This window comes from Methyloprofundus sp. (assembly GCF_965251085.1).
GTDB lineage: Bacteria > Pseudomonadota > Gammaproteobacteria > Methylococcales > Methylomonadaceae > Methyloprofundus.
The window spans coordinates 4,112,537-4,138,094 of the sequence record NZ_OZ252594.1 but is presented as its reverse complement, the minus strand read 5'-3'; the positions used below and the strand labels follow the sequence as shown (position 1 = coordinate 4,138,094).

General features: G+C 42.6%; 21 protein-coding genes and 1 pseudogene. 7 read left to right on the top strand and 15 right to left on the bottom strand.

Annotation, left to right across the window (positions count from 1 at the left end; translation table 11 throughout):
- The first annotated feature begins 151 nt into the window (after positions 1-151).
- On the top strand, positions 152-1,552 hold the full coding sequence (locus tag ACQY3F_RS19450; RefSeq protein WP_428356699.1) for an esterase/lipase family protein: 1,401 nt from the start codon (positions 152-154) through the stop codon (positions 1,550-1,552).
- Between the two features lie 234 nt (positions 1,553-1,786).
- A complete protein-coding gene (locus ACQY3F_RS19445) occupies positions 1,787-3,754 on the top strand; it encodes a SpoIIE family protein phosphatase (protein ID WP_428356698.1) in 1,968 nt (655 codons plus the stop codon).
- Positions 3,755-4,267: 513 nt separating this feature from the next.
- Here ACQY3F_RS19445 and ACQY3F_RS19440 read toward each other — a convergent pair.
- The 8 genes and pseudogenes from ACQY3F_RS19440 to ACQY3F_RS19405 form a co-directional block, all read right to left on the bottom strand.
- The gene (locus ACQY3F_RS19440; RefSeq protein ID WP_428356697.1) at positions 4,268-4,831 is read right to left on the bottom strand and encodes an HdeD family acid-resistance protein; all 564 of its coding nucleotides are present in this window, start codon (positions 4,829-4,831) and stop codon (positions 4,268-4,270) included.
- Positions 4,832-5,324: 493 nt separating this feature from the next.
- The gene (locus tag ACQY3F_RS19435; RefSeq protein WP_428356696.1) at positions 5,325-5,939 is read right to left on the bottom strand and encodes a hypothetical protein; all 615 of its coding nucleotides are present in this window, start codon (positions 5,937-5,939) and stop codon (positions 5,325-5,327) included.
- Positions 5,940-6,029: 90 nt separating this feature from the next.
- On the bottom strand, positions 6,030-7,181 hold the full coding sequence (locus tag ACQY3F_RS19430; RefSeq protein ID WP_428356695.1) for a questin oxidase family protein: 1,152 nt from the start codon (positions 7,179-7,181) through the stop codon (positions 6,030-6,032).
- A 19-nt stretch (positions 7,182-7,200) separates the two neighbouring features.
- The gene (locus tag ACQY3F_RS19425; RefSeq protein ID WP_428356693.1) at positions 7,201-8,193 is read right to left on the bottom strand and encodes a glutathione S-transferase family protein; all 993 of its coding nucleotides are present in this window, start codon (positions 8,191-8,193) and stop codon (positions 7,201-7,203) included.
- 2 nt (positions 8,194-8,195) lie between these two features.
- The gene (locus ACQY3F_RS19420; protein ID WP_428356691.1) at positions 8,196-8,735 is read right to left on the bottom strand and encodes a glutathione S-transferase C-terminal domain-containing protein; all 540 of its coding nucleotides are present in this window, start codon (positions 8,733-8,735) and stop codon (positions 8,196-8,198) included.
- 356 nt (positions 8,736-9,091) lie between these two features.
- The gene (locus ACQY3F_RS19415; protein WP_428352924.1) at positions 9,092-10,168 is read right to left on the bottom strand and encodes an IS91 family transposase; all 1,077 of its coding nucleotides are present in this window, start codon (positions 10,166-10,168) and stop codon (positions 9,092-9,094) included.
- Positions 10,165-11,072 (bottom strand): annotated as a pseudogene (locus ACQY3F_RS19410) (tyrosine-type recombinase/integrase). The gene ACQY3F_RS19415 and the pseudogene ACQY3F_RS19410 overlap by 4 nt, the downstream one beginning before the upstream one ends.
- 86 nt (positions 11,073-11,158) lie before the next feature.
- Entirely contained in the window at positions 11,159-11,632 is a 474-nt protein-coding gene (locus ACQY3F_RS19405; protein ID WP_428356690.1) for a hypothetical protein, read from the bottom strand.
- 116 nt (positions 11,633-11,748) lie between these two features.
- On the opposite strand from ACQY3F_RS19405, the gene ACQY3F_RS19400 reads away from it, so the two are divergent.
- Positions 11,749-12,645, top strand: a complete 897-nt coding sequence (locus tag ACQY3F_RS19400; RefSeq protein WP_428356688.1) for a LysR family transcriptional regulator — start codon at positions 11,749-11,751, stop codon at positions 12,643-12,645.
- Positions 12,646-13,483: 838 nt separating this feature from the next.
- Here the strand turns inward: ACQY3F_RS19400 and ACQY3F_RS19395 are convergent.
- Complete coding sequence (locus tag ACQY3F_RS19395; protein ID WP_428357745.1) at positions 13,484-14,488, bottom strand: cytochrome-c peroxidase; 1,005 nt, start codon at positions 14,486-14,488, stop codon at positions 13,484-13,486.
- 314 nt (positions 14,489-14,802) lie between these two features.
- Positions 14,803-16,164 (bottom strand): IS1380 family transposase, encoded by a 1,362-nt coding sequence (locus ACQY3F_RS19390; RefSeq protein WP_428352976.1) that lies wholly within the window; start codon positions 16,162-16,164, stop codon positions 14,803-14,805.
- 235 nt (positions 16,165-16,399) lie between these two features.
- On the opposite strand from ACQY3F_RS19390, the gene ACQY3F_RS19385 reads away from it, so the two are divergent.
- A complete protein-coding gene (locus ACQY3F_RS19385; protein ID WP_428356687.1) occupies positions 16,400-18,733 on the top strand; it encodes a DNA translocase FtsK in 2,334 nt (777 codons plus the stop codon).
- A 2-nt stretch (positions 18,734-18,735) separates the two neighbouring features.
- Entirely contained in the window at positions 18,736-18,921 is a 186-nt protein-coding gene (locus ACQY3F_RS19380) for a hypothetical protein (RefSeq protein ID WP_428356685.1), read from the top strand.
- A 42-nt stretch (positions 18,922-18,963) separates the two neighbouring features.
- Here ACQY3F_RS19380 and hemJ read toward each other — a convergent pair whose 3' ends face one another.
- Genes hemJ through ACQY3F_RS19365 form a run of 3 tightly spaced genes read right to left on the bottom strand, consistent with a single transcriptional unit; the run spans position 18,964 to position 21,247 of the window.
- Positions 18,964-19,389 (bottom strand): protoporphyrinogen oxidase HemJ, encoded by a 426-nt coding sequence (gene hemJ, locus ACQY3F_RS19375; protein ID WP_428356683.1) that lies wholly within the window; start codon positions 19,387-19,389, stop codon positions 18,964-18,966.
- Positions 19,390-19,443: 54 nt separating this feature from the next.
- Complete coding sequence (locus ACQY3F_RS19370) at positions 19,444-19,959, bottom strand: TlpA family protein disulfide reductase (RefSeq protein ID WP_428356682.1); 516 nt, start codon at positions 19,957-19,959, stop codon at positions 19,444-19,446.
- The gene (locus ACQY3F_RS19365; protein ID WP_428356680.1) at positions 19,934-21,247 is read right to left on the bottom strand and encodes a chloride channel protein; all 1,314 of its coding nucleotides are present in this window, start codon (positions 21,245-21,247) and stop codon (positions 19,934-19,936) included. Before ACQY3F_RS19365 ends, ACQY3F_RS19370 begins: the two co-directional genes overlap by 26 nt.
- A gap of 242 nt (positions 21,248-21,489) precedes the next feature.
- On the opposite strand from ACQY3F_RS19365, the gene serA reads away from it, so the two are divergent.
- Both serA and ACQY3F_RS19355 read left to right on the top strand, forming a co-directional pair.
- Positions 21,490-23,073, top strand: a complete 1,584-nt coding sequence (gene serA, locus ACQY3F_RS19360; RefSeq protein WP_428356679.1) for a phosphoglycerate dehydrogenase — start codon at positions 21,490-21,492, stop codon at positions 23,071-23,073.
- Positions 23,074-23,330: 257 nt separating this feature from the next.
- Positions 23,331-23,972 (top strand): HAD-IB family phosphatase, encoded by a 642-nt coding sequence (locus ACQY3F_RS19355; RefSeq protein ID WP_428356677.1) that lies wholly within the window; start codon positions 23,331-23,333, stop codon positions 23,970-23,972.
- Between the two features lie 184 nt (positions 23,973-24,156).
- On the opposite strand, the gene ACQY3F_RS19350 is transcribed toward ACQY3F_RS19355, so the two are convergent.
- Positions 24,157-24,309: a hypothetical protein gene (locus tag ACQY3F_RS19350; protein WP_428356675.1), complete on the bottom strand. Its 153-nt coding sequence runs from the start codon at positions 24,307-24,309 to the stop codon at positions 24,157-24,159.
- Positions 24,306-25,502, bottom strand: coding sequence for an ISAzo13 family transposase (locus ACQY3F_RS19345; RefSeq protein ID WP_428352931.1), 1,197 nt, complete (start codon positions 25,500-25,502; stop codon positions 24,306-24,308). Before ACQY3F_RS19345 ends, ACQY3F_RS19350 begins: the two co-directional genes overlap by 4 nt.
- Positions 25,503-25,558: the final 56 nt, after the last annotated feature.

Genomic DNA, 25,558 nt, shown 5'->3' with positions numbered 1-25,558 from the left:
GTTCCGTCTGTAATTGTTAGTTCAGTGATGTAGGACGTTGCTTTATCACTCGCTTAGCCTTGCTAAATACTTGGCAAGAGTGCATGTAGGTGCTTTAATCAAGTTGTCACAAAGATATTTGTAGTACAGATCTTATAGTCGAGGGCAGAGAATGGTTAATCGTATTAAGAATAAGCAAACACAACCCCCCAAAGAGAGCTTTTCTGCCGAACTAGATTCTGCGATTGAGTATGAACAGCAAATACGTCGCGCTGATTTCAAGCAAAATCCAATCATAGTTATCCCCGGTATTTTAGGCTCGAATATTACCACTCTGGAAAATGATAATCCCTTGTGGGGTGACTTTGGTAGCGAGTCCTTTGCTGACCCTAAAGCAGATGAAAACCTGCGCATGATTGCCTTGCCCATGCAAATGGGTAAGACCCTCGATAAATTACATGGCAAATCTACTGCCGATGGTAGTCTGCGCTATATAAAAGGCTCAGTTGCTGGAATACCTATTAGTATCAATACCTATGCCAGTTTGTTATCCGCCATGGGTGTTGGCGAGCAAACAGGTGCTGGAGGTTCGCTACATAAACTGGATGACTATATTGATGATGGACGGCATGAAGCGAATGCCTTTGAATTCGGTTACGACTGGCGGCGTAGTCTGGATGAAAATGCTGTCAGGCTAGGGGAATATATTCGCCAGGTGACCCGTTTTGTACAATTACAACGAGGGAGTTTTGCACCGGTAAAATTCGATATTGTTGCCCATTCGATGGGAGGGCTGATAGCCCGGTATTACTTGCAATATGGAGAGCAATTATTACCGGCCGGAGATGCCCGGCTCATTGCTAACTGGGCGGGTAGCGCTCAGATAGAACGGGTGGTTTTGATTGCTCCGCCCAATGGAGGTGCTTTACCTGGATTGGACTGTTTGTTAACGGGGGTTCCCAAAAACCCGTTAACACCGAGTTATGATGCTGTGATATTAGGTACCTTACCTGGGGTGTATCAATTATTTCCTCGCTTACGTTTCAAAATGTTTCAACGTAGCGATGCGGATGAAGCGCACTCTAACTTTCTCAATATAGATTTATGGCTAGAGATGAACTGGGGACTTGCAGATAAAACTAAAGATGCATTATTAAGCAGATTATTACCCGGGGTTGATACCCCGGCAGCACGTCGAGAGACCGCATTAGATCATCTGGATAAATGTTTAGCGAATAGCAGTAAAATGCAAGCGGCATTAGATACTGTTACACCTCGTCCCGAGCATTTGAAAATGTTTTTATTCGTTGGCGATGCGAGTAAGACACCTTTGATAGCAACAGCAAAAAAAGGGGATAAAAAATTAACCTATATTAAAAAAGGCGCAGGCGATGGAACCGTCCCACGTTCGTGTGTATTATTAGACGAGCGCCTGGCTGGAAAATGGCAGCCAAAAGTTGTTTCACCCTTAAAATGGGATAATGTTATCTTTTTACCAAGTAACCATTTAGGCATGACTAAAGATCCATTATGCATTAAAAATATACTGTATATATTATTCGAAAGACCTTAGGAACGCGCACGGAATAAGTTGAGCATCTGGCGCAGTATTTTTATTCGTATTCAAGACGTAGAAACAGGCACATAGCTGGCTACGTAACAGTTTCTACAACGCAGAAGATGGATAAAAAGACAAGCCAGTTGCTTAAGTTATTTCGTGCGCGTTCCTTAGGGCACCCCTTAGCGATAGAGCTATTAATAATAGCTGTTGGACAACCCTACTTTGATATACCACCCGGAGAATTTGATGAAACTCTCATTTCGTAAAGCCATTTTAATTTATACCTTAGTACCCATCATTACTTTGTCCGCAGCGTTCGCTATCAATAATCTGATTATGGTCAAGCAGCAAGCTTTGCAAAGTATTGAAGAGCATATGACCGACCTGGCCATTTCATATGCCGGGATATTTGATGGCTTTTTAAAACCCATAGAAGGTGCAGCGAAAATTAATGCCAGCCTGGTGGAAGAAACTGATAGCTTAAAAGATGAAAATATCTATAAATTGCTGGAATTGCAGGTGGAAAATAATCCCATCATCTATGGTGCCGCTATTGCATTTATGCCTGATCAATATTCACCGGATCGGCATCTGTTTGCTCCCTACGTTTATCAGCAGGGAGATGAGTTGGTGCAACTAGATATAGCTAAAACGGGATATGACTATACCACTGGCTGGGCATGGTGGGAGCGAACGGTGGCCACAGGTAAAGCTAACTGGTCAGAGCCTTATTTTGATGAAGGTGCTGGCAATATGCTAATGAGTACTTATGCGGTGCCTTTTTATAAAAATGGTCAGTTATGGGGCGTTGCTACCGCTGATATTGCATTAGATAAAATTAGCAAGCAAATTCAAATCCCCGGTGTTAAAGGGCAGGAAATAACAGTCTTATCAACGACAGGGAAAATTATTTTATACTGGGATAAAGAGGCAATCGGAAAATCTATTTATGCTGTGATAGACGAAAAATTAAAGTCAGCTTTATTAATTGGAGGTAATGCTCAAGAGGAAGAACTGCTTGGTATTCAGACGCAATTAAATCATTATGTTGACACCATGTTGGCTGGAGAAGCCGGTGTTATCAATATACAATATCTGGGTAATGAGGATCATTACTGGAATTTTTTTGCACCGATCAAATCGGTAGGCTGGAGTTTTTCTATACGCGTTAAGGAGTCGCAGATCTATCAATCAGTCTATGAACAGTTCTGGCTTTCAGTGTGGTTTTTCTGTGGTTTAATTTTCTTGATCATTGTCGCTATAGTATTAGTTTCGGGTAAGTTTTCCCGCTCGATGGATGGCTTGATGAAGCGCTGTCAGCGTATAGAGCGGCTGAACTTTCAGCCCAGTGTAGAACAGCTGGACAATATCGAAGAAATATCTCAATTATCGTATACATTGGATGAAATGTGTCTGGTATTAGATTCACATTTTTCCATTAAAGAAAATGTACGTATTGCGGATGCGATCAGACAACATGCATTACCCAATGATAATGCGGATATTGAGCTAAAGGGTTATCAAATAGCATCCTGGAGTAATGCGGGAGGAGATAGTTGCGGGGAAGTATTTGACTTTATGCGGTTTAGTCAGAGGACTGATTTACAGGGAAGTTTTACAGATAAAGAGGGTAGTCTGGCACTGATATTACTGGATGATGCGGATAGCGGCATAGATGCCGCGATAAAAAATGGTCAATTACGCGCTATTTTTCGTGTGCTTATCAAACAGGGCAAGTCATTAACTTTTATTGCCGGGCAAATGAATGATTATCTGCTGGCAGATATGCTGCTAAATGGGCCTGTACAGCTTAGTCTGGCATTTCTTGACAGCTCTAATGCCACATTTAGCTGCTTGAATCTTGGACAAAATACTGTGTTTCATTATTCGGCAGAAAAGCTAAGTCAGTACGCCGGATATCAACAGGCTCTGGCTGTACAAAAGAATTTATCAGGACTGCATGCCCAGAGCATAGGTCTGGAACCGGGTGATATTATTGTGATTTGCTCTGATGGCGTGACCGGTGCCCAGAATGAGCAACGTGAGCAGTTTGCAAAACAATCTATTGAGCGCATTGTTAAGCAGTGTTCCAAGCAATCCACAGAACTCATAATTCAAAGTTTACAATCTGAATTACAAACATTTACTGCTGCGGATTATATGCAGACTGAGCGTAGTATTATTATGATTAAGCGGGTTGATATTCAGGAGTAAAAGCTCGCTTCAGCACAAGAAAAGAGGGGAACCTCAGTTTGTCCACTATTTTGATAACTATGACAAAGCTAGTTATAATCAACTTCAATTCTAGTTAAGGCTTCCAGGTCATAAATTTTGCACGTAAACATCGCTATAATTCTCAATTCGGGACCTGGCCCTGTTTTTTTGTTTTTTTTCTATTTTTCCTATTTTTTGTAAGAGGATTAACATAGAATGCGCTTTGTTCCTCAGCACATCCTCTCCCTTTAACTGACTGGTAGAGTAGGAGAGGCTGGGACGGTATTTATTCCATTTACTCTGGATGATGATTATTTTCCATATCCCTTAGGAGCAAGGATTTAATAATATGCGAAATATTGGCGCAGGATTATTGTTCGTCTTCAAGGCATAGAAGCAGACGCATAGCAGGCTACGCAACTGTTTCTACAACGCAGAAGACGGACAAAAAGACAAGTCAAGGTTGGTATATTATTAAATCCTCGCTACTGAGCATCTCAATATTAGTCCTGACTACGCTGCTGTTGTTTTTTCTAACTCTCTGCCAGCTAGAGCCATCATAACCATACTCCACCCCGCAAAAATCATTTCTATAGCGATAAACATACCAATAATCCACAATCCGGATAACGGCCATTCAGCCACAATCATAATACCTAAAACGATTGCCACGATACCTCCGAGTAATAACCATATCCATCCCTTGGTTTGTCTCATTTGAAAAGCCATAAAAATCCGCACTAGACCAATCGCGATTAATGCTCCCGCTATCATCATGGTAAAGATTGAAGAAATACCCATGGGATCATTGACAACGATAACGCCCGTAATCACGTAGAGTATAGCTATCAGGATATGGCTAGTTCGACTTTTCCACCCTGAATAACGAAACGCGTCAGCAAATTGATAACCACCCCCTATCAGTAACAAGATACCAAACATCACGACTGATGCTATCGTTAACGCAAAGGTGGCTCCGAGACCTATAAAGCCGAGAAAAACAAATAGAATACCCACTCCGAGCAACCAACGCCATTTGATATTTATACTTCCCATAATTTCATTTGTTACAAGCATCTTACGTACCTCTTTATAAAAAATTTAATATTACAAAAATAGCTTTTATATTAAACCACGAAGTACATGAAGAAGACGAAGGATATAACTTTTGTTGTCTGTTCTTCGTTAACTTTATGCTGTTCATGGTGATTGTTCCTATAGTTATGGATTAGATAGGATTTGGATATTTACGTTGTAACTGTTCGCCGTTTTTGTTAAAAGATGATTGAAGAACATTAGGGCAGGCCTTTGATTTAGGCTATGTCACCGTTAAGTGTGGAGTTTTATGCACTAAAGGCGTATAAGTTTATTCTTAATACAGAACCAAAAGGATCAAAGAAGAACCAAAGTATTCAATCGAGTCTGACCCTTTTGGTTTCTTTTTTTGATTTTAACATGACCCTCGCTTTTTCCTTTTATTTCCATATTTTCATTTCATCACTTGATTTTCCTAGCTCCAGTTATTACGATTTATCGTTGTATTTTGGTTATTTATCTCCCTGTCTTCGCGCTATAGCGGTACCATTTCCCATACCGAGTGGCTTGGGATGGCAGATGAACAGGTTTCTAGCGAAAGCACGCGCCAACGGTCGTGGGGCGAATAAGTGCTGGAAGATTCGTCACCTACGGCCAAGCAAAGATCGAAACCGTGCAATTTTAATTGCCCGTTTGCCTCGTGATCAAATTTTTGCAAATCAGCTGCCTGATAAAAGGCGCTACGTTCGTCGCAGGGCCTGAGTAAAACAGACGTTCCAGGCAACACGGTATTATTGACACCAAAGGCTGTCACACAAACATCTGCCGCAGGGAACACTAGCTGGTGTTTAGTGGTGAAAATAATAGCGCTATCAGGCGTGGCAAAAGGCTTGCAGTTATGAACAAACAAAGGTAAGTCCACGCGTAAGGTCTCGCCCGTGCCCAAAATATCAAAACAATAACCATCGTCCGGACGATCTAGGCGGTCTTTAAGGCGCACATGAATCAAATCTTGATTCGCGGCATTAACTGCAACAAACGGTATTAATCCTATTAGAAGTATTGCTAAAGGCTTTGTGTTTCTCGCCATAAAGATGTCAGTATAAGCTGTTAATACGTTAAGCGCGATTAAAATTATTGGGTTTTTCATCGTAAGTCCTGTTTAGTTAAATAATGAGTTAATTCGATCTGTATTTTTAAATTGAGGTGTTTGCAACTTAATTTAGGCCACGCTAGCCTACTAGGCTATGCCCAACATTTTCGCTACCGCTAAGCGGTAAAGGGGGTTAGCATCAATCTCGTCATATAGCCATTTGCAACTAAACGCCATTTTCATCACGTGAACCTCTTGCGTATCAAGCGCCCTATCGAATAACTGCTGCCAGCTCGGCGCGCTTAACAGCTCTTCTGATACATCGTTCACTTCAGTTAATTCTGTGGGAAAGCCTTTTTCGATATATAAAGCCGTTAACCAAACCCACATCAGTTGCCATAAGTCTGCTGCCACCTTGGATTCAAGTCCCGTGTCGTGTGTGCTCCGCGTTAAATCCGCCAATGCTTGACAGGCCGTAACGGCGTGCAAAGTGGTCAACGATGGCTCATATAAATACAGCTGAACAGCAGATTGGCAAAGTTGAATAACGCGCTTATTTAAGTTGTCTGCAATAACACTAAAACCGTCAGCCGTGACCAATCTGTGTACCTTACTGTCTCCGCACAACCTTTCACAGATACTTAACGAACCACCCGCAGGAAAGTTAGGCAACATAGTAGAGACACCTTGCGACGCAAATTGTTGGCTGATTGAACGCCATACTTCACGGGCAGTCATGTCTATTGCGTTGCTGTCTTGGTGAGTAGCTTGATAGCCTGGATACAAATTGAAATAGCGGATTGCCATATACGCTAATGCGTCAGCAATCAGGCCATTATCACCGTGCATTTGCGCAAAGCTTAATCGGATTAAAGGATGAAATAAGCCCATCGGCAAGCCAAACTGCATTCGAGTTAACGCGCTAGAGATAACCTGCTGTTGGCTCTGTTCGGCCAATTGGCTGAGAAAAACTCTACGAAACTCCCGCAGCTTATTCGCTTGACCTAAATAATTTACCCAGTTGCCATCATTAAGCTCATGATTATCTTCTAGATGCAGGTGATCATCGATCAAAGCACGCTGACGCGGCCAACTCTTAATAAAGCGAACTACTTGCTCATCGCTCGCCCCCATGGCCTGCATGGCCGTTACCGTCATAGGATAATGATTAGCCATACCGCCGCGTGTCACGCCTCCTAAATTTGGGTGATAACGGCTGTCATCTTCCAATTGCGCATTTACCAATGCCGAAATATTGGGGTTATTACAAAAGGTTTCGTGTTGTGTGGTGATGGTCATTTTTTCGTTCTCACAAATCTTAAATAGACACTAAATTAGAATCAAAGCCAACGGGTACAATGGCATAGGGGTTACGCAACGGGCTGTGCGAATGGTAACCTGCTCGGTAAATATCAAAATCTACCGTTTCTGCAACGCCTTCATATTCGTATAAGCTTTTGAAATACGCCGAAAGATGCTGATAATCTCGAATTGCACGTAGGTTGCACTTAAACGCGCTGTAATAACCCACATCAAAACGCGCTAAGGTCGGCAGCAATCGCCAGTCAGCTTCGGTTATGGTGTCACCCAGCAAATAGCGAGAGCGACTTAAGCGCTCTTCAAGCTGGTCTAGCGTTTTGAACACCGCTGTGACGGCCTCGGTATAAGCTTCTTGCGTACGAGCAAATCCCGATTTATAAACGCCATTATTAACATTGTTAAAAATGAGATCGTTTAAGCTGTCTATTTCTTGCTCTAGATGCGTTGGATAAAAGTCTTGGCGGTCACCCGTTAACCCGTTAAACGCCGTATTGAACATGCGAATAATCTCTGAAGACTCATTACTAACAATGGTCTGCGTGTGCTTGTCCCATAACACGGGCACCGTTACTCGGCCACTATAGTTAGCATCAGCTCGGGTATAGAGTTCATGCACTGCCGACAAGCCGTATAAGTTCTCACCAAAACGGGAGTCGCCTGATTCAGAGGGCAAATTAAAAGCCCAGCCTTGATCAGTGCGCGCTGGCGCCGCCAACGATAACGAGATAATCCCGTCCAACTTTTTAACTTTTCGATAAATTAAAGTACGGTGCGCCCACGGGCAATTTAAGGCCGCAAACAAGTGATAGCGTCCCGCTTCGGCTTTAAAACCCGAAACGCCACTGGATCCAGCTGAACCGTCTGCCGTTACCCAGTTTCTAAATCCGGCTGTACCGCGCTCAAATTTCCCATCAGCGCGTTTATACGCGGCCGCTTCTGCCGCTTTTAATTTATCGTCAGTGATCCACTGCCCTTGAATAAGCTTGCCCATGTCTAATTACTCACAACTGTATTGCTAAAGCGATCTCGATCGTGCGGTGCATCGAGGTTCAATGCCGGCCCAATAGGAATTATTCGAGTCGGATTAATACTTTCATGCGAGCCGTAGTAATGGGCTTTAATGTAATCAATATCCACCGTTTCACTAATACCAGGCCGTTGGTATAAATCGCGTAGGTAATGAGATAACGCCGGGTAATCTTGAATGCGCCTTTTGTTGCATTTGAAGTGGCCAACATAAACAGGGTCAAACCGAACCAGTGTGGTAAATAGCCTCCAATCGGCTTCGCTTAGTACAGAGCCAAGCAAATATCGCTGTGAACTTAAGCGTTCTTCAAGTTGATCTAACACTGTAAAGACTTCTGCCACAGCTTCATCGTAGGCACCTTGTGTTGTTGCAAAGCCTGCCTTGTAAACGCCGTTATTGATTCCGTGATAAATCACCTTATTTATGGCATCAATTTCATCGCGCAGTTCAAGCGGATAATAATCACCCACTGTCGCACCCAAGTCATCAAAGGCCGTGTTAAGCATCCGAATAATCTCAGCTGACTCATTACTAACGAATAAGGTTAGATTGTGATCGCGAAGCGAGCCACAATCTGAACCGTTTGTTGGACAAGCCCGGCACGATAGTAGGAATTCATTTAATGCGCTCTATGAAAATAGCTTTTTGTTGATCAGCCCGACTGATGAATCGAACCTCTGTTTTTACCTGTTTAACTGAACTTTGAGCGTTGTCCATTGCAGTCAACTCTCAAAGTCCAAGTATCGGAGCAAAATTCTGCCTTAATCTCCGATTTTAGCCCAAGCAACTCCCTCAGCATTTAATCCGCTGATAGCCTGGGTCGAAGTGTTTAAATTTACATAAGCGCTAGTGATTCCAATTGTTAAGTTGGCAAAGGCTGAAACATTATTTCCACCCTGGGTATTTGCCGACGCCCAACAACCATCGCCCCGCCACAACATTTGCAACTGAATGCCGGCCGTACTTTGAGTGCACGCAATATCTTCGTCGGGTCAAACTTTAGCAGGGAGTGAATCAACTTAATAACACCCTTGCTATTCGGATGTAAAAAGCCATAATTGCGCGCACGACGAAAGCCTTTAGGCAAAACATGTTGCAGCACCAGCCACAGAAATTTAGCCCCCGATACCGTTTTGGTTTGATAGCGTTTGGTTTTGCTGTCTTGATAACGGTAGGTTACTTTGCCATTTTGGCAGGATAAGATATCCTGTTCACGAATCACACCACGATACAGGTATCGACCCAGATATATCAATGCTTTATCGCCTGCACCGACAAACTTACAATCGACCACCCATTTTTCCGGAATAGCTGTGGGAAATGGCAACTTTTCTTCGTTCATACGCGCTAGCATCTTTGCACGAAATACTTTTGCTAGTGCTTTATGATGAAACAGGTATTTGCCTTCCTTAGTGCGCCAGAGCTTCTTGATTTTATCCACGATTGCCGCAGGCATAATGACATGAATATGCGGATGATAATTTAATTCGCGTGAGTGTGTATGTAAGACAGCAATCGCCCCGGCATCGCCTTGCAACTGCTTATCATTTTTACTAAAACTCTGTAAAGTCGCCCAGGCACAGTCAAACATCATACTGTAAAGTAACCGCGGATGCTGCCTGGCTAACGACCTTAACTGCGCAGGTAAGGTAAAGGTATTCATAAAATAATCAGCAGGGACTTGTTTTTGTACCTGTCGTTCAATCCATTGTTGACTCTCATGATGTTGACAATGCGGGCAGTTACGCTGGCCACAGGAATGAGGCACAAAGGTTTGATAGTCACAGTCTGCACAGTTAACCTGCATCACAGGACTCAGCTGTGTCCGACAGCTCTTCATGGCATGTAATGCACTGATCTGATTGGAGCGTAAACGAGATTGATACTCGCTTAAAAAGTCAGACTGAAATTGATCAATCACTGCAGCTAGGGTTATCATGAAATCTGCCCCCAGTGAATAGAAAAGTCATTGACTAACTGATTAATGTGCAGCTCTGCATTCTCATCGGTAATATCGGTCAAATGCGTATAGCGAGCCGTGGTTACTAAACTGGTATGGCCCAGAATCTTCTGCAACTCAACTAAATCAACCCCGGCTTCTAACAGGTGAGTGGCGTAACTGTGGCGCAGCGAGTGGCAGGAAATCTTTTTTTTAGTCCCATTTCTTGCGTCACAAGACGGATTGTCTTCTGGATGCCACCGCGATCAAGGGGGGATTCAGCAAGATGTGCACCTTTTAGACCCCGGGCACGGTTGGGAAATACCAGCACTGGATTTTTATGCACAGCCCAAAACTTACGCAACACCTTCAAGGTATTCACAGGCAAAGGCACAAGCCGATCCTTATTGCCTTTGGCATTGCGAATATGTACCCGCATGCGTGTCGCATCAATATCACCTACTTTCAGGCTTAAGCCCTCGCCCAAACGTAAACCTAGACTGTAAATCGTAAAATAAAAAACTCGATAGCTTAGATTACGGGTCGACATAAACAGTTGTTGTGCTTCAACCACAGTGACAATATCGGGTATACGCGTACATCGTGGTGGTTTAATCATTAGCACATCAACCCACGGCTTTTGTAGCACATGTGTATAGAAAAACTTGAGACCATAGAGATCTAGTTTCACGGCACTCCAGGAAAGGCGGCTTAAAAGAGCATGAAAATAATCCACCAGTTGATCTTGCGTTAAGTTATCCAGATGCCCCTGAAAGTGTTCCCCGATACGGCGAATAGCGCGTGAATAAGCGTCAATGGTTTTGGGTTGCAGTCCCTTAAGCTTTAAATGCTTACAGTGCTGGATATAATAATGGTTGAATTTAAGCTCTATCGATGGTGTCATAACAGTGTAACCTCATTATTGTTAGTTGGATGAGCTTACAAGTTACCTGTTATGCATATAACAGGCAATGAGGTTACACTTTAAATTTAAGGGATGCGCTGTTTTTCTCCGCGATAGCGGCTTCGTCCAACAATGGTGTTTTGCTGCTTATCCCACAAAATAGGCACGGTAACGCGTCCCGTATAATCGGCCATGGCCGCAGTATAAATTTCATGCACTCTGGCTTTGTGGTTCACATTATCGGCAATAACGCCCTCACCTGGCTCAAAGGTCCAGCCTTCATCGCCCATAAATGCGTTCACGACTGAAACAGAAATCATGTCTTCAAGCCCTTTTAAGGCTCTAAAAATCAAAGTGCGGTGCGCCCACGGGCACGCCAATGAGACATACAAGTGATAGCGGGCAGCTTCGGCCTTGAATCCATCATGACCCGTCGGGCCAGCGCTGCCATCTACTGTTATCCAATTGCGGAAGGCGGCGTCTTTTCTGACAAATTTGCCATCGGTTGATTTAGTGTCATACCAATCGGTATGCCATTTACCTTCTACTAGTAAGCCCATAATTGACCTTTATATTCATATTAATTGTTAATTTAAAGCCATTATAATTATTATTATATTTATTAAAATCAAAATATAATGATATATTAGTTCAAATTATTTGAACTATATAAGTCATGTTGAAACAAGCCATCACCTTAGAAGGTTTAGAAGTGCTGGACGCAATAGACCGAAAAGGCAGCTTTGCCGCGGCCGCGAATATTCTTTACAAAGTACCGTCTGCAATCACCTACACCGTACAGAAGCTTGAGCAAGACTTGGGCGTGGCTTTATTCACCAAGCAAGGCCGCCGTTCGGTATTAACCGAGGCTGGGAAGGTATTGCTTAAACAAGGCCGGGAAATTCTCGAAGCGGCAGAACGTTTGACCGAGACCGCTCGCCAAGTTAATAGCGGCTGGGAATCTTCGTTAAATATCGCTGTCGATTCAGTACTAGGCACAGAACATATCTACCCTTTAGTGAAGGAGTTTTTTGAGATAAAGCCCGATATCGAAATCAACTTATATCAAGAGGTATTGGCAGGTGGTTGGGAAGCCTTAAAAGAGAACCGCGTGAATATCGCTATCGGCATGCCAGAAAAGCCTGACGAACTCAGTGGATTTTGCTATACGCCGTACTGCCAAAGTGATTGGGTATTTGCCGTACATTCATCTCACCCATTGGCTGCAAGCACAAGCTTCATCACTAAGGAGGATATTGAATGTCATCGCGCCGTTGTTGTTCGAGATAGCTCGCTCAACAATGCCAAACTTTCACATCGTTTATTTAGCAAACACCCAGTACTTAGCGTGCCATCACTGCAAGATAAAATTGCCGCACAAAAAACAGGCTTAGGCGTGGGCTTCCTGCCACGAAACGTCATACAAAATGAACTTGAATCCGCTGAGATGATAGCGCTTCAAGTAGCAGATGTTGAAACCAGCGGCACGCACTACCTAGCCTGGCGGCGCCAAGAAAAAGGCAAGGCAGCAAAATGGTTTATAGAAAAATTGCAATCTCGCGCACTGGCATAAGCCTGTAATCACATCTACATCTAGATCTGCTCCTACCAATAGCGGGTACTGGCAAGCCCCTAATATCGTACACAGCTGACAGCTTCTGCCATAGAGGATAGGTTTAGCATATACAAATGTATTATGGAAAGACCTCTTTCTGTTGTATAGGACACATTACAATATATTCAGAAAATAAATGCTGTTGTATAGAAAAACCTGATCCTCAAATTTTTCGCAAAAATCAAATGACTCGGCAAGTTCAAAAAGCTATTCCAGGGGAGGTAACAATTATTCCCCGTACAGTGTATTGGATAACTCGGATTAGTACAGCTGAGGGTATGTCGTCGAACGACTAAACCACTTTAAGTGGTCAAGTGGATTTTTTGGTTATGTTTTGTGTTAACGACTTTATGAACTTCTGCTAATAAACTTTCATAAGGGATATGGAAGCTTTTATGTAAACATTTAATCTCGAAGTTATGATACACGATTAGATTCTGACTGATTGCAAAGCGGGCTACAATCTGAGTCGTTTGTTGGGCAAGCCCGGTGCTTAAACCTAGAAAAATCAGTTGCTCACGGTTTCTAGCACAAGCTATTGATTCCACAGCACTTCCAAAAAATCCCCGATTAACCTACGGGTGAATCTAAGATTTTTTGAAAGTGTTATATTAATTCAATATCTTGCATTATAATTCCGCGCCCAACTGATTTTTCTAGGTTAAACAGTGAAGGAAAAATAGGGGAAAATAAGCTTAGGTCCCGAATTGCGCTTGGTAACTAAACAGGCGTTGACGGTGAGGGGAAGGGCGATTGCCAGCCCCGAAGGACTGGCAGTCGGTTTTTCAGGATAAGCTTAATTAAATGATCTACCTAGTGTACCTGGTAGAGTAGGCATTTCCTGCTTAGGGAATTCGCCTGTTAACGCGTTTAGGAAAGCGACAATATCATCTACTTCGGCAGCCGTTAGTTTTTGACCTAATTGCACGTTAGCCATGACTTTGACAGCCTTGTCTAATGTTTTAACCGAACCATTATGAAAATAGGGCGCTGTTAAAGCAATATTACGTAGTGTGGGTACTTTAAAAAAGTTCTCATCGCCACTTTTACCGGTGACTTCGTAAAGACCCTTATCTTCGCTTAATTTGTACTGCTTTTCTAAATAAGCATTATCAATCAGCGGGAATTTTTGGAATGTGCCTGGGCCGTTAAAGGCTGGGCCGCTATGGCAGTTTACACAACCTAGTTCAACGACTTTGTTTAGCCCACGTACTTGCTGCTCTGTTAAGGCTTTTTTATTGCCCTTGGCATATTTGTCATAAGGGCTGTTTGGCGTAATTAAAGTCCTTTCATAAGCGGCAATGGCTTTAGTTGCATTATCTTTAGAAATAGAATTCTTACCAAACGCCTTTTCGAAATAAGCTTGATAGCCGTCTATGGATTTCAAACGATCAACTACATCATCCCAGTTTTTCATACCCATTTCTATTGGGTTGGTAACAGGGCCAGCAGCTTGATCTTCAAGGCTGGCTGCACGGCCATCCCAGAATTGCACCTCATTAAACGCAGAATTCCATACAGTTGGAGCACTACGGCCCCCTGTTTGTCCATTCACACCCATAGAATTAGGGCGGTTATCTTCACCACCTAACATGGTGTTATGACATGAGGCACAAGAGACAGTACCAGTAGAAGAAAGTCTAGGATCATGAAACAGAATACGACCTAATTCAACTTTTTCAGCAGTCGTTGGGTTATTAGCAGGTGCCGGTGCTTTAGTTGGTAGAGCTTCCCAGGCAGAAGCAACTGAAACAGAACTAGCAAGCGCTATTGCGGAAACAATAGAACGAATTTTGGACATACCATCCTCCAGATTATTATAATTTTTAAGAAAGAGGATATTACCACAATTGCAAAATGAAGACCTTAATCTGATATCACCTAAATCCTGCAAGCCCATATTTTGACTCTCATTAACCTGTCTAGCTAAGTGGTTATTAGGTTTTTACTGCCGCTTTGCCAGCCCTCTTTGTCCAACCGATCAAAATATCCAGATTTAAATCATAAATAGAGGAAATTTTTTGTATCGTATGGATATCCCCCGAGCCCAAGGCAATAAACACCCTGCCAACGTGCCATGACCTTTTAATCAAAGTGACTTAACTTCGGTTAATGTTAAGCGAGTAACCCCACCTTAACCCAATCATCCCATTCCTGTGGATAGAGCGGACCTGCAGGTGTTCTGACTCTCAGCTGATTATTGCCTGTGAGTAATTTTCCAGCCACCCGAATCAGATAAGTACGAAGTGTATCCGGCTCCCATTGGCACAACGTTTTGTTGCCACTCAATTGAGCCATCCAGCGCACGGTATTGTAGGCAAGAACGGCGCAATGAAATAATGCGGCATTAGCCAGAAATTGATTCGTTCTGATTTTACCTAAACCCATTTGTGATTTTGCTTCTTCAATCCATGTTTCGCACGTCGCTCGTTCACCATACTTCTTATGTGTTTGCCAAGGCGATAGAGGTTCAGTTGTTACATAACAAAAATAGTCATATTCTGCCGTATCCCAAAGCTCGGACTGAGGTCCTGTCACTTGTTTAGGTTGCTTTATCCTGACCGCGACAAACTGACGAGAGCGAGACCAGCCACCACAACGATATTGAAACTCGCTCTGCTCCCAACCGGGTCGGCCTTGTATGGCTGTCCAGGCCTGTTTGGCCAGCAATGCGTTCAAATTCTTAAGTTTAACCTTTATTAGATACCCATGCCCTCTGGTATCGAGAAATTCAAGCAAATCACCGACAAAATAACCACTGTCACCGCGAAAAATAATGCGCATCCGATTGGGCAAGTGTGCAAGTAACTGTTTGGTAAATTCTACAACACCATTGCTTGTAAAGGCATTGCCTGTCCGGAACCAGGCTTGTAAAATTTCTTTTGTTTCCGCTAGAAAAGCGAGTTGTGGATGGTATGAACGGGCACCTTTCTTTTTGGGGTTGAAGCCTTTGGCACTTCCTTCTTGTCGACCACAAACGGTGTCCACAGTTGAATCGACATCGACCCACTGGACGGATTGTATGCCAGTTTTCGATTTTCCGGAACGAAGCAATCGCCGCCAGTGTTGACCACGCAAAGTATGCGTGAGCGTTTCAAACTGGCTTATCTGCCTATCACTTACTTCTTTAAAGATCCGTAAAATTGTGGTTTCAACAGGAATCTTTATCCAGCCAGCTACTTTGCGCAGTACGCTATCTGCCCATACGGTCGTCACCTTTGCCATTGATGTTGCTCCCCCCATCATGCCAACCAACGTCAATAGAACCACATCAGATAAGTGATGGTCTGCATTTTCACCCCGCCGATGTGGAACGCTTTGTTTTACGGTTTTTTCAAAACCTATCCTGTCTAAATATTTCACGACGGGAATCAGTCCCGCCTGGCTTGTCAATCCATGTGCTGTAGATGTCATTTTTACCGTTCGGGTACGGTTTCTTACGTGAGATGAGGATTTTGATACTTTAGAGGGCTTCATTAAAACAATGAGATAGTGAAATCAGGAAAATGATATTATATCATTGTTTAATAAGGAGTTTTGTGGATTATTATGTATAATGCTTGCAGGATTTAGGTATCAAGTTAATCAGGCTAAAGAATAAATTTTTTGCTATTGATCAGCAATAGTAAATTAAAGAATATTGCTTTTTATTTCATGTGATTTATGTAATGATTGGTGTATAGTTTTGTTTTTAATGAAGTTAGGTGTGACGATGGCTGCTGTAATGGAAGAAAGGTCGGTTAGAGGTTTACGCGAAATCGCTTTGTTCGGTTTCGTTGTGGTCGCTATATTTTATGTATTATCACTGCTGACTTTTAGTCATGAAGATGCAGGCTGGTCGCATAGTGGTTCTAGTATGGCGATTCGCAACTCAGGTGGAGTCGTAGGGGCATGGTTAGCGGATTTCTCATTTAGTTTTTTTGGCGTGATTGCGTTTATCTTTCCGCTGGTTATCTTTTGGCAAGGGTATTTATTTTTTAGCGGAAAAAGCGGTAATGCAAGCGGATTGATGCAACCTATACGCTGGATTGGTCTGATTGTAGCGATTGTTTCGGCGAGTACATTTTGCTATTTACATATCTTACGCTGCCCCATTGAACTACCTAGAAATAGTGGCGGCATACTGGGTCAGGAGTTAGGTGAGGCTGCCGTTATTACCTTTGGTAATTCCGGGGCGACCTTATTATTAATAGCGGTGTTTTTTTCTGGCGTCACTTTATATACTCATATCTCCTGGTTAAAATTAATGGAAGCCGTGGGCAAAAACACCTTGTTATTCATTTCTTTATGCTATAAAAAATTAGCGTTGCTGTTTGATGAATCAAAGAAAAAAAGAGCAGAGCGTAGAGAGCCAGTTGAGCCTGACTTTGAAGAGATAGAAAAAACTCCGCAGGCGAAAATACCCGCGCCTCCATTGGCCAAAGTCAAAACTACGCCAGTTATTAATTTTGCTGCAAGCAAAGAAGAGATAATACCCGCGCAACTTATTTCCGAACCAGTCGTGACCAAAAAGGTGCAAACCGATTTATTTAAAGATGTAAAACCGGGAACTTTGCCGGACACTGAACTGCTGGATTTAAGAGTAGTTAAAGTGCAGGGTTATTCTGCCGATGAACTGGAAGATATGTCGCGACTGGTTGAGCAGTCCTTGCAAGACTTTAATGTCATTGTTGAAGTGACTGCCGTATTACCAGGCCCGGTGATTACCCGTTTTGAAATGCAACCGGCAGCAGGCATAAAGGTAAGCCGTATTTCAGGTCTGGCTAAAGACTTGGCACGTGCTTTATCGGTTACCAGCGTAAGAATTGTTGAAGTGATTGCTGGAAAATCAGTGATAGGTCTGGAAATTCCTAATCAGCAACGTGAGATGGTGTCTTTCAGAAAAGGCCTGGAATCTTCAAAATTTATTAAATCCAAGTCACCAGTTAGCTTGTTTTTAGGGAAAGATATTGCAGGTGCGCCTGTGGTAACGGATCTGGCTAAAATGCCTCATCTATTAGTTGCAGGGACAACAGGGTCGGGAAAATCAGTTGCTATTAACACCATGATTCTAAGCATGTTGTATAAAGCGACACCTGATGAAGTTAGGATGATCATGATTGACCCAAAAATGCTCGAACTATCTGTTTATGAAGGGATACCGCATTTATTGACGCCCGTAGTCACCGATATGAAAGATGCGGCAAATGCTTTACGCTGGGCTGTGGCAGAAATGGAAAGACGTTATAAGTTGATGTCTAAAGTCGGAGTGAGAAATCTGGGAGGGTTTAATCATCTGGTGAGTGAGGCTGAGAAAAAGGGTGAGCCGGTTAAAGACCCCATGTACAGCTATGAGACCGAGCTGGCAGAGGGAGAAAGTATTCTTACTCTCACTACTTTACCCAATATCGTTATTGTTATCGATGAATTAGCCGATATGATGATGATAGTTGGTAAAAAAGTAGAAGAGTTGATTGCCCGTTTGGCACAAAAAGCAAGAGCAGCCGGTATCCATTTAATTTTGGCAACTCAACGCCCGTCAGTCGATGTACTCACTGGATTGATTAAAGCCAATGTACCTTCGCGTATATCTTTCCAGGTTTCCTCTCGGATCGACTCACGTACCGTGTTAGACCAAGGTGGAGCAGAGTTCTTGCTGGGCAATGGCGATATGCTGTTTATGCCGTCAGGAACGAATATACCGATCCGTGCGCATGGCGCATTTGTCGATGATCATGAAGTCCATCATGTGGTTGAATTTTTGAAAAAAACCGCGCCAGCAAATTATGTACAGGAAATTACTCAGGAATTTTCTGAGAGCAACGATGGCTCTTTTGTTGCTGGACAGGAAGCGATAGATGCTGAACGGGACGACTTATATGACCAGGCAGTCGCTTTTGTTACAGAGTCCCGCAAGGCTTCAATTTCCAGTGTGCAGCGCCGTTTTAAAGTGGGTTATAACCGTGCGGCAACGATGATAGAAGCAATGGAAATGGCAGGAGTAGTTAGCCCCGCCGAAGGTAGTGGCTCACGAGAAGTGCTGGCACCTGCGCCAATTAGGGACTAAACATGAACTACGCAATAGTCGGTACGTTTATGTTAAGTGTCGCTACTTTGGGTGGTTGGTTGATAGTTAGATATAGAGATGCAAGTAAATTAAAGCAGGTTAAATGGGCATTATTTGTACTCTATTTCTGGATTTTGAATTTTCTTCAACTGATTATCCTGGCACTAGTGCATTTTTTACAGCGTTAGGCACCTGGAAATAAATAAGCGACACAAGACGTGTTAACTGTCTTAGAAAGGCTTAACCACAGCCAAAATTACAATCGCCAGCAGAAATAGCACAGGCACTTCATTAAACCAGCGATAAAACACATGGCTATGTTGATTTCGGTCGAGTTTAAAGTCTACTAAATAGCGATAGCAATAATAATGATATACGAGCAATGCGGTCAATAGACTTAGTTTTGCATGTAACCAGCCCATCGAGGCATACATTCCCCAGGCATAATCAACCAGCATCCAGATACCAAATACAAAAGTGAGAATCATTCCCGGAGTCATAATGCCGAAGAATAATTTACGCTCCATGATTTTAAAGCGTTCATTGCTGATTTCATCTTCGCTCATGGCATGATAAACATATAGCCTAGGGAGATAAAACAAGCCTGCAAACCAGGTCACCATAAAAATGAGATGTAGCGCTTTTAACCAGAGCATGAGTAATATTCCTTATAGAATGGGGCGGTTTTGGTTTTAGTCAGCGTATTCCGCTTAAAGTTTAGGCGGTAATAATAACTCAATCCGTTTTTTCATAGCGACTATATCGAAAACCCCAGTGGTTTGATATACGATTTCTCCCTGAGGATTAATTAACAGGGTGGTGGGTATCAAGCTAATATCGCCAAAGGCTTTAGCTAAATGCATCTGTAAATCCAGTACTATATCATATGGGATTTGGTATTCCCTGCTAAGGTTCACTACATGGTTCGGGCGGTCGTAATGCATGGCGATAGCAATAATTTCCAGACCTTGCTGATGATAGTTCTTATACAGGCTTTTAAACTCCGGGATTTCTTTGCGGCAACTGGGGCAATTGCTGGCCCAGAAAGTAATTAATACGACTTTCCCCTGTAGCTGTTTTAATTCTAGGGTCTTATTGCTTATGGTTTTAAATTGTACATCAGGCGCTGTTTTCGCTTTTAGTTGCCAGGCATAAAAGACGATTGCAACAAGCACAATAGAACTTAATGTAATCCAGCGTTTACTTTTTTTCTTGTTCAGGTTCATTACTGATAAGTTCGACTTTGTGTTTTATTTGATAGGCGTTCGACAAGGCTCTGTACAGTGGATCTTTATTAATAAACTTAGACACACCTGAGGCTATAAAGGCAGCAGCCATGATAGGAATAGTGATTTCATGACTATGGGTCATTTCCAGTACCGTGACAAACGAGGTTAACGGAGATTGCAGCATACCGGAAAAATAGGCGGTAATGGTTAATAGAATCATCACTGTGGCGGGGGCAATGGGGACCCAAATGGCGAGATTAGCACCAAATCCAGCACCTGTTGCAATAGACGGTACAAAGATGCCACTGGGTATGCCACTAAAAAAAGTGGCGCAAGTGGCTAACATTTTATACAGCGGAAATAGCGGATCAATCGTTGTTTGATTCAGCAGAATATTTTTAGACAGTTGATAACCGGTACCAAAACTTTCGCCATTGGATAAATAACCTAATAAAGCAATAATGATCCCACAGACAAAAGCAATGGGAACAATGGGTATGTTTAGCTTTCTTAAATAAAGCTGTCCGCTAACGATTATTTTACTGAATATCGCATCTAGTAACCCTCCTGCAACACCGCATAAAGGAATCGCTAGCCAGGCTTTGCCCCAGGGTAAGGTCAGCGTGTTATCGGTGAAATAAATCGTGTGATTTAAAATCGAATAGGCAGTGACGCCAGAAAAAATAATGGCGGTTAACACCAGTGTACTGACGCGTTCTTCCAGAGTTCTACCCATTTCTTCTATGGCGAACATAATGCCTGCCAGCGGCGCGCTGAACATCGCAGCAAAGCCTGCCGCACTGCCAGCTAACAATAAGCCTTTTTCCATGTAATGCGAGGAAAATTTAACCGATTTACCCATCGCGGCCATCAGAGATGCACCAACATGGGTTGCAGGCCCTCCGAAACCCACCGATGCGCCTGATAATAAGCCCATGATCGGCAGGAATGTCTTACCGAAAGCTATGCGTAAAGACACCAGTTTAGTGCGCTCTTCCAGTGTGTGTGGAATTTCCAGAGCCGTTTTAACCTGCGGGATACCACTGCCTTCGCTACCGGGGAAAAAACGGAAAGTGATCCAGGCTGTAAATGCCAGGCCAAATGGCGCAATAACAAAATTAAACCAGGGATAAGCAAGAGAAACAGAGCGGTAGAACGCAGAAGCCCATTCGCTTAGCAGGGTCATGGTGGTGATTAATAGACCAATTAATATTGCGCCCAGCCAGAATACCAGACGGTGCTTCCAGGAACTTAGAGAAAGAAATGATCTACTGTATTCAGACATGGGGTATAAGTTTTTTTGAAAAATAAGGGTCTAGTAGGTATAAAAAATTGTCGTTTGGAGGATTGTTTAATTCTTCTGTAGCGAACAGTATCAAGCATAGCTTATGCCACTGATTATTTTCTTTTCCAGGGAGTCAGTTTGATGCGCTAAAATTTAATTATTTTAGTGTTGTGATTATAACAAAACTGTTATGGTGTAGCGTTTAATCAGCACTTTATAAAAGTTTAGAGAAATTAATAAGCATGAAAAAAATTCTTATTTCCGACAAATTAGCCGATGCAGGGGTTAACTTCTTGAATGAACAAGAAGGCATACAAGTGCATATAGATACTGGCATGAGCCCTGAACAATTGTGCGAGACAATTGTTGATTATGATGCCTTATTAATCAGAAGTGATACCAAAGTGACCGATGAGGTGCTTAGTGCGGCTAAAAACCTGAAGCTGGTCGGCCGGGCAGGGATTGGTGTAGATAATATTGATATACCTGCGGCCACAGAGCAGGGCGTTATCGTTATGAATACCCCGGATGCGAATGCAACAACGACAGCCGAATTGGCGATTGCGCATATGTTTTCTCTCAGCCGTAACCTGCCAAAAGCAGATGCATCAATACGCGCAGGCAAATGGGAACGCTCTAAATTAGTTGGCCTGGAAGTTTCGCATAAGACGCTGGCAATTCTTGGTTTTGGTACGATTGGGCGTATTGTTGCTCGCCGTGGAGCTGGCCTGGGTATGCATGTTATTGCCTATGACCCCTTTGTCGCTCCTGATATTTTCGCGGAGTGTGGTGCAGAAATGGTCACTTTGGAGGAATTAGTACAGCAGGCAGACTATTTAACCTTGCACTGTCCTTTACTGGAAAAAACTCGCGGCGTTATAGGCCAGGAACAACTGGCCATGATGAAAAAAACAGCGATGATTATTAACTGCGCCCGTGGCGGATTGATTGATGAAGCAGCACTTTATGATGCATTAAAAAATGGCGATATTGCAGGTGCAGCTCTGGATGTTTATGAAAATGAACCGCCCAAGGATTCACCCTTGCTGGAGCTGGATAATATCGTTTTTACACCACACCTGGGTGCTTCAACTAAAGAAGCTCAGGTAGCCGTTAGTGTTGAAATTGCGCGCCAGGCAGTAACCTTTCTAAAAACTGGTGAGGCGGTTAATGCGCTGAATTTACCACGCCTTTCTGTTGATGATTTAAGAGCATCTGAGCCCTATATGGAGGTAGCAACCAGCCTGGGGAAAGTGTTGGCAGGCTTGGCAACCAAACCTATTGAGCGCATTAAAGTCTCGCTTTTTGGTAAAGCCACAGAAGCACAGGCACGTTCAGTTACAGTGGCAACTTTAGTAGGCTTGCTGGAAAGTCATGTGTCGACACCAGTCAATAGTGTGAATGCTGAAAATATTGCCAAACGCCAGGGAATTAGCCTAACCGAAGCCAAAACAGAGGAGATCTCTGGCTACCTGGCTTTAGTTGAAATCAAAGCCTGTTGTGGCGATGAGGAAATTACCTTATGTGGTACTTTGCTTGGTGATAAACATCCGCGTATCGTGCATATCAATGAGTATGAAATAGAAGTCATACCGGAAGGTGTATTACTGGTTACCCAGCACGCAGATAAGCCTGGCGTTATTGCGGCAATCAGTACCGTATTAGGTAAAGCAAATATTAATATTTCACGCATGCAGGTGGGTGTCGCAGAAGACGGCGAACGTGCAATGGCGGTGATCAGTGTTTCTGAAAAAATAGAAGATGCCTTGTTACAGGAACTTTGTGAGGTAGGAGCCGTTGAATCGGCAATACAGATAGAAATGTAGGAGATTGTAGAGCGGACTTTAGTCCGCTACTCTAAACTCTAAGGAGCGAGGATTTAATAATACCCGAAAGTATGACGCAGGATTTTGGCATCACAGGCGTGCTAGGAAAACAGACGCATAGCAGGCTACGCAACTGTTTTTCTAGTGCGACTGTGGAGTCAAAAGACAAGTCAGACTCGGGTATTATTTAATCCTCGCTCCTAAGTCAATTATAGTGGACTAAAGTCCGCTCTACCCCGTTTTAAAATGAGCTAAAGATGAGTTTTGACATTATTTGTTTTGATTGTGACAGTACCTTAAGTGAGATAGAGGGTATTGATGAATTGGCAGAACGTGCAGGCTGTGGTGTGGAAATGGCGGCCTTAACTAATGCAGCCATGAATGGTGAAGTTTCTTTGGAATCTGTCTATGCGCAACGTCTGAGCCTGATCAAGCCGGATCACCAGGCTATAGAATGGCTGGCTGATTTATATATAGAAAAGATGGTTCAGGGTGTAGAGCAAGTTTTTCAGCAATTACACCAACAGGGTAAGCAAGTGCATATTATCAGCGGTGGATTAAAACAGGCTATTTTGCCTTTGGCAGAAAAATTAAATATTGATGCTAGCCATGTTCATGCTGTCGAAGTATTATTCGCCAGTAATGGCGATTACCTGGATTTTAATCAGCAATCGCCATTAGCCAGAAATGGCGGTAAAGCCGAGATCTGTACTCAACTAAATCAGGCGGGTTTAAAGATGGCCATAGTAGGAGATGGCAATACCGATATGGAAGCAAAAAAAGCAGGCGCTTATTGCATCGGGTATGGTGGTGTTGTTGCACGTGATAATGTGCGGGAGCAAGCAGATGTCTTTGTAGAAGACGCAGACCTGCAGGCTGTTTTAGCGTATTTATTGTAACACTAGGGGAGTAGACTTAAGTCTACACGAGGTTTATATTGTTACACAAGTTTAATAGCTTTGGACATGGTGATAATAATGACGATTTGGCGTAAAAGACATGTTTTTTACTCCTGTGCCGTGACTGTAACATCATGTTATTTTTCTAGGTATATGTAGGCTAAAGCCTACTCCCCAGATATAATCAAGTTCTAGCTGCTCTTGATACCTTATCAAAAGGTTCCGGAAAAGCTTTTAATGCACCTGTCTGCTCGCGTAATTTATCCAGCAAGGTATGATCAAACATTTCACGTAATTCTTCGCGTGTTTGATAAGGGAGATGGAAAGAAATAATCATCCAGAACAACCAGGAGAAATGGTCAAAAACCATTTCTCCAACGATGGCATTCGGTCAACAAACTGATAATACGTCTTCATTGCTTTTTTACCTACCTTTACTCCTGTTTCATATATTTTTTCTGTTAATTTAACAATAGGTGCTTTGCCATTGTAGGTCATACTTTTGGCAAATTTTAAAGTTGTTTCAACTGTATCCATTATGTCGCCACTAATATGATTTTCATAGGCTCCCCATACTCGTTCAATTGGGTTATATTTACTATGATAAGGAGGGTAGTAGGCCAGTTTTATCTTTATGTTGCTTTTTTCAGCAAACTCCACAAGCCTTTTTATAAACTGAGTTCTGGAGCTACTGTTCTCCATACCATTGTCAGCGTTAATTGTCAGAATATCTACTCCATATTTTTCTTGAATTTCTGGCCAAATTTCTTCCAATCGGTCAACGATGAAATCACTGCTGGCATAGCCTGCTGTAAAGAAAAGGAAAAAATCATCATGTTCAGGCAGATAAAAACCAAAAGGAGTTAACTTTTCCTTAACATCTAAATCATGATCCTCTGCTTTTGTTAAAACCCGATTTCGTCCTCCCCGTGAAAAATTTCCTATATTCATTCTTGCTTTGGCATCAATTGATATACGAATCTCTTTTGGGTTGATATCTGCCATTCCATTGACTGAATGAACTTGTTCAAAAATTGCATCCGTTTCCTTGATTTTCTTATGAGGCTTTGTTTTTTGTACCTTTTTTGGATGGTAACTCAGGTCATTTAATTTTGTATTGATAGTTTTTGAGCAAGGTAATGTTTTTTCATCGTAATAATCAATCTCCAGTAAACGTTTTCTAACTTCTTTAGCCGTTAGCCGGGTATATAATCGACAGGAATTAAAAGAGGGATCCGTTTGACACTCCGGTTCAGCAATTTTTTTTATGTCATCAAGTAGATGAGGAAAATGCTCTTCACTTTTATTACGCCCTCTCGCTGAAAAATTATCTTCTATGGGCTGAGTTTCAAGTTCATATTGTCCTTTTCGGATAGTGCCTCTATTCCATCCTAGTTTTTCTTCAGCAATACTTGCACCACCTGAGCCTAGTAGCTCCACCGTTTCAGCCATGAATATACGACGTACCGAGCCTTTTAAACGATGGGCTGTATTTATAATCCAACCTATAATGCTATCTGTTAATATCAACAAGCTTATCTGCCTAGTGTGAGAATAAATTCAGAATTCATTATTATAAATTATTG

Excerpts from the sequence above, each read along its gene's own strand:
- ACQY3F_RS19450 (WP_428356699.1), top strand. The coding sequence starts at position 152 with ATGGTTAATCGTATTAAGAATAAGCAAACACAACCCCCCAAAGAGAGC.
- ACQY3F_RS19445 (WP_428356698.1), top strand. The coding sequence starts at position 1,787 with ATGAAACTCTCATTTCGTAAAGCCATTTTAATTTATACCTTAGTACCC.
- ACQY3F_RS19440 (WP_428356697.1), bottom strand. The coding sequence starts at position 4,831 with ATGCTTGTAACAAATGAAATTATGGGAAGTATAAATATCAAATGGCGT.
- ACQY3F_RS19435 (WP_428356696.1), bottom strand. The coding sequence starts at position 5,939 with ATGAAAAACCCAATAATTTTAATCGCGCTTAACGTATTAACAGCTTAT.
- ACQY3F_RS19430 (WP_428356695.1), bottom strand. The coding sequence starts at position 7,181 with ATGACCATCACCACACAACACGAAACCTTTTGTAATAACCCCAATATT.
- ACQY3F_RS19425 (WP_428356693.1), bottom strand. The coding sequence starts at position 8,193 with ATGGGCAAGCTTATTCAAGGGCAGTGGATCACTGACGATAAATTAAAA.
- ACQY3F_RS19420 (WP_428356691.1), bottom strand. The coding sequence starts at position 8,735 with ATGCTTAACACGGCCTTTGATGACTTGGGTGCGACAGTGGGTGATTAT.
- ACQY3F_RS19415 (WP_428352924.1), bottom strand. The coding sequence starts at position 10,168 with ATGATAACCCTAGCTGCAGTGATTGATCAATTTCAGTCTGACTTTTTA.
- ACQY3F_RS19405 (WP_428356690.1), bottom strand. The coding sequence starts at position 11,632 with ATGGGCTTACTAGTAGAAGGTAAATGGCATACCGATTGGTATGACACT.
- ACQY3F_RS19400 (WP_428356688.1), top strand. The coding sequence starts at position 11,749 with ATGTTGAAACAAGCCATCACCTTAGAAGGTTTAGAAGTGCTGGACGCA.
- ACQY3F_RS19395 (WP_428357745.1), bottom strand. The coding sequence starts at position 14,488 with ATGTCCAAAATTCGTTCTATTGTTTCCGCAATAGCGCTTGCTAGTTCT.
- ACQY3F_RS19390 (WP_428352976.1), bottom strand. The coding sequence starts at position 16,164 with ATGAAGCCCTCTAAAGTATCAAAATCCTCATCTCACGTAAGAAACCGT.
- ACQY3F_RS19385 (WP_428356687.1), top strand. The coding sequence starts at position 16,400 with ATGGCTGCTGTAATGGAAGAAAGGTCGGTTAGAGGTTTACGCGAAATC.
- ACQY3F_RS19380 (WP_428356685.1), top strand. The coding sequence starts at position 18,736 with ATGAACTACGCAATAGTCGGTACGTTTATGTTAAGTGTCGCTACTTTG.
- hemJ (WP_428356683.1), bottom strand. The coding sequence starts at position 19,389 with ATGCTCTGGTTAAAAGCGCTACATCTCATTTTTATGGTGACCTGGTTT.
- ACQY3F_RS19370 (WP_428356682.1), bottom strand. The coding sequence starts at position 19,959 with ATGAACCTGAACAAGAAAAAAAGTAAACGCTGGATTACATTAAGTTCT.
- ACQY3F_RS19365 (WP_428356680.1), bottom strand. The coding sequence starts at position 21,247 with ATGTCTGAATACAGTAGATCATTTCTTTCTCTAAGTTCCTGGAAGCAC.
- serA (WP_428356679.1), top strand. The coding sequence starts at position 21,490 with ATGAAAAAAATTCTTATTTCCGACAAATTAGCCGATGCAGGGGTTAAC.
- ACQY3F_RS19355 (WP_428356677.1), top strand. The coding sequence starts at position 23,331 with ATGAGTTTTGACATTATTTGTTTTGATTGTGACAGTACCTTAAGTGAG.
- ACQY3F_RS19350 (WP_428356675.1), bottom strand. The coding sequence starts at position 24,309 with ATGATTATTTCTTTCCATCTCCCTTATCAAACACGCGAAGAATTACGT.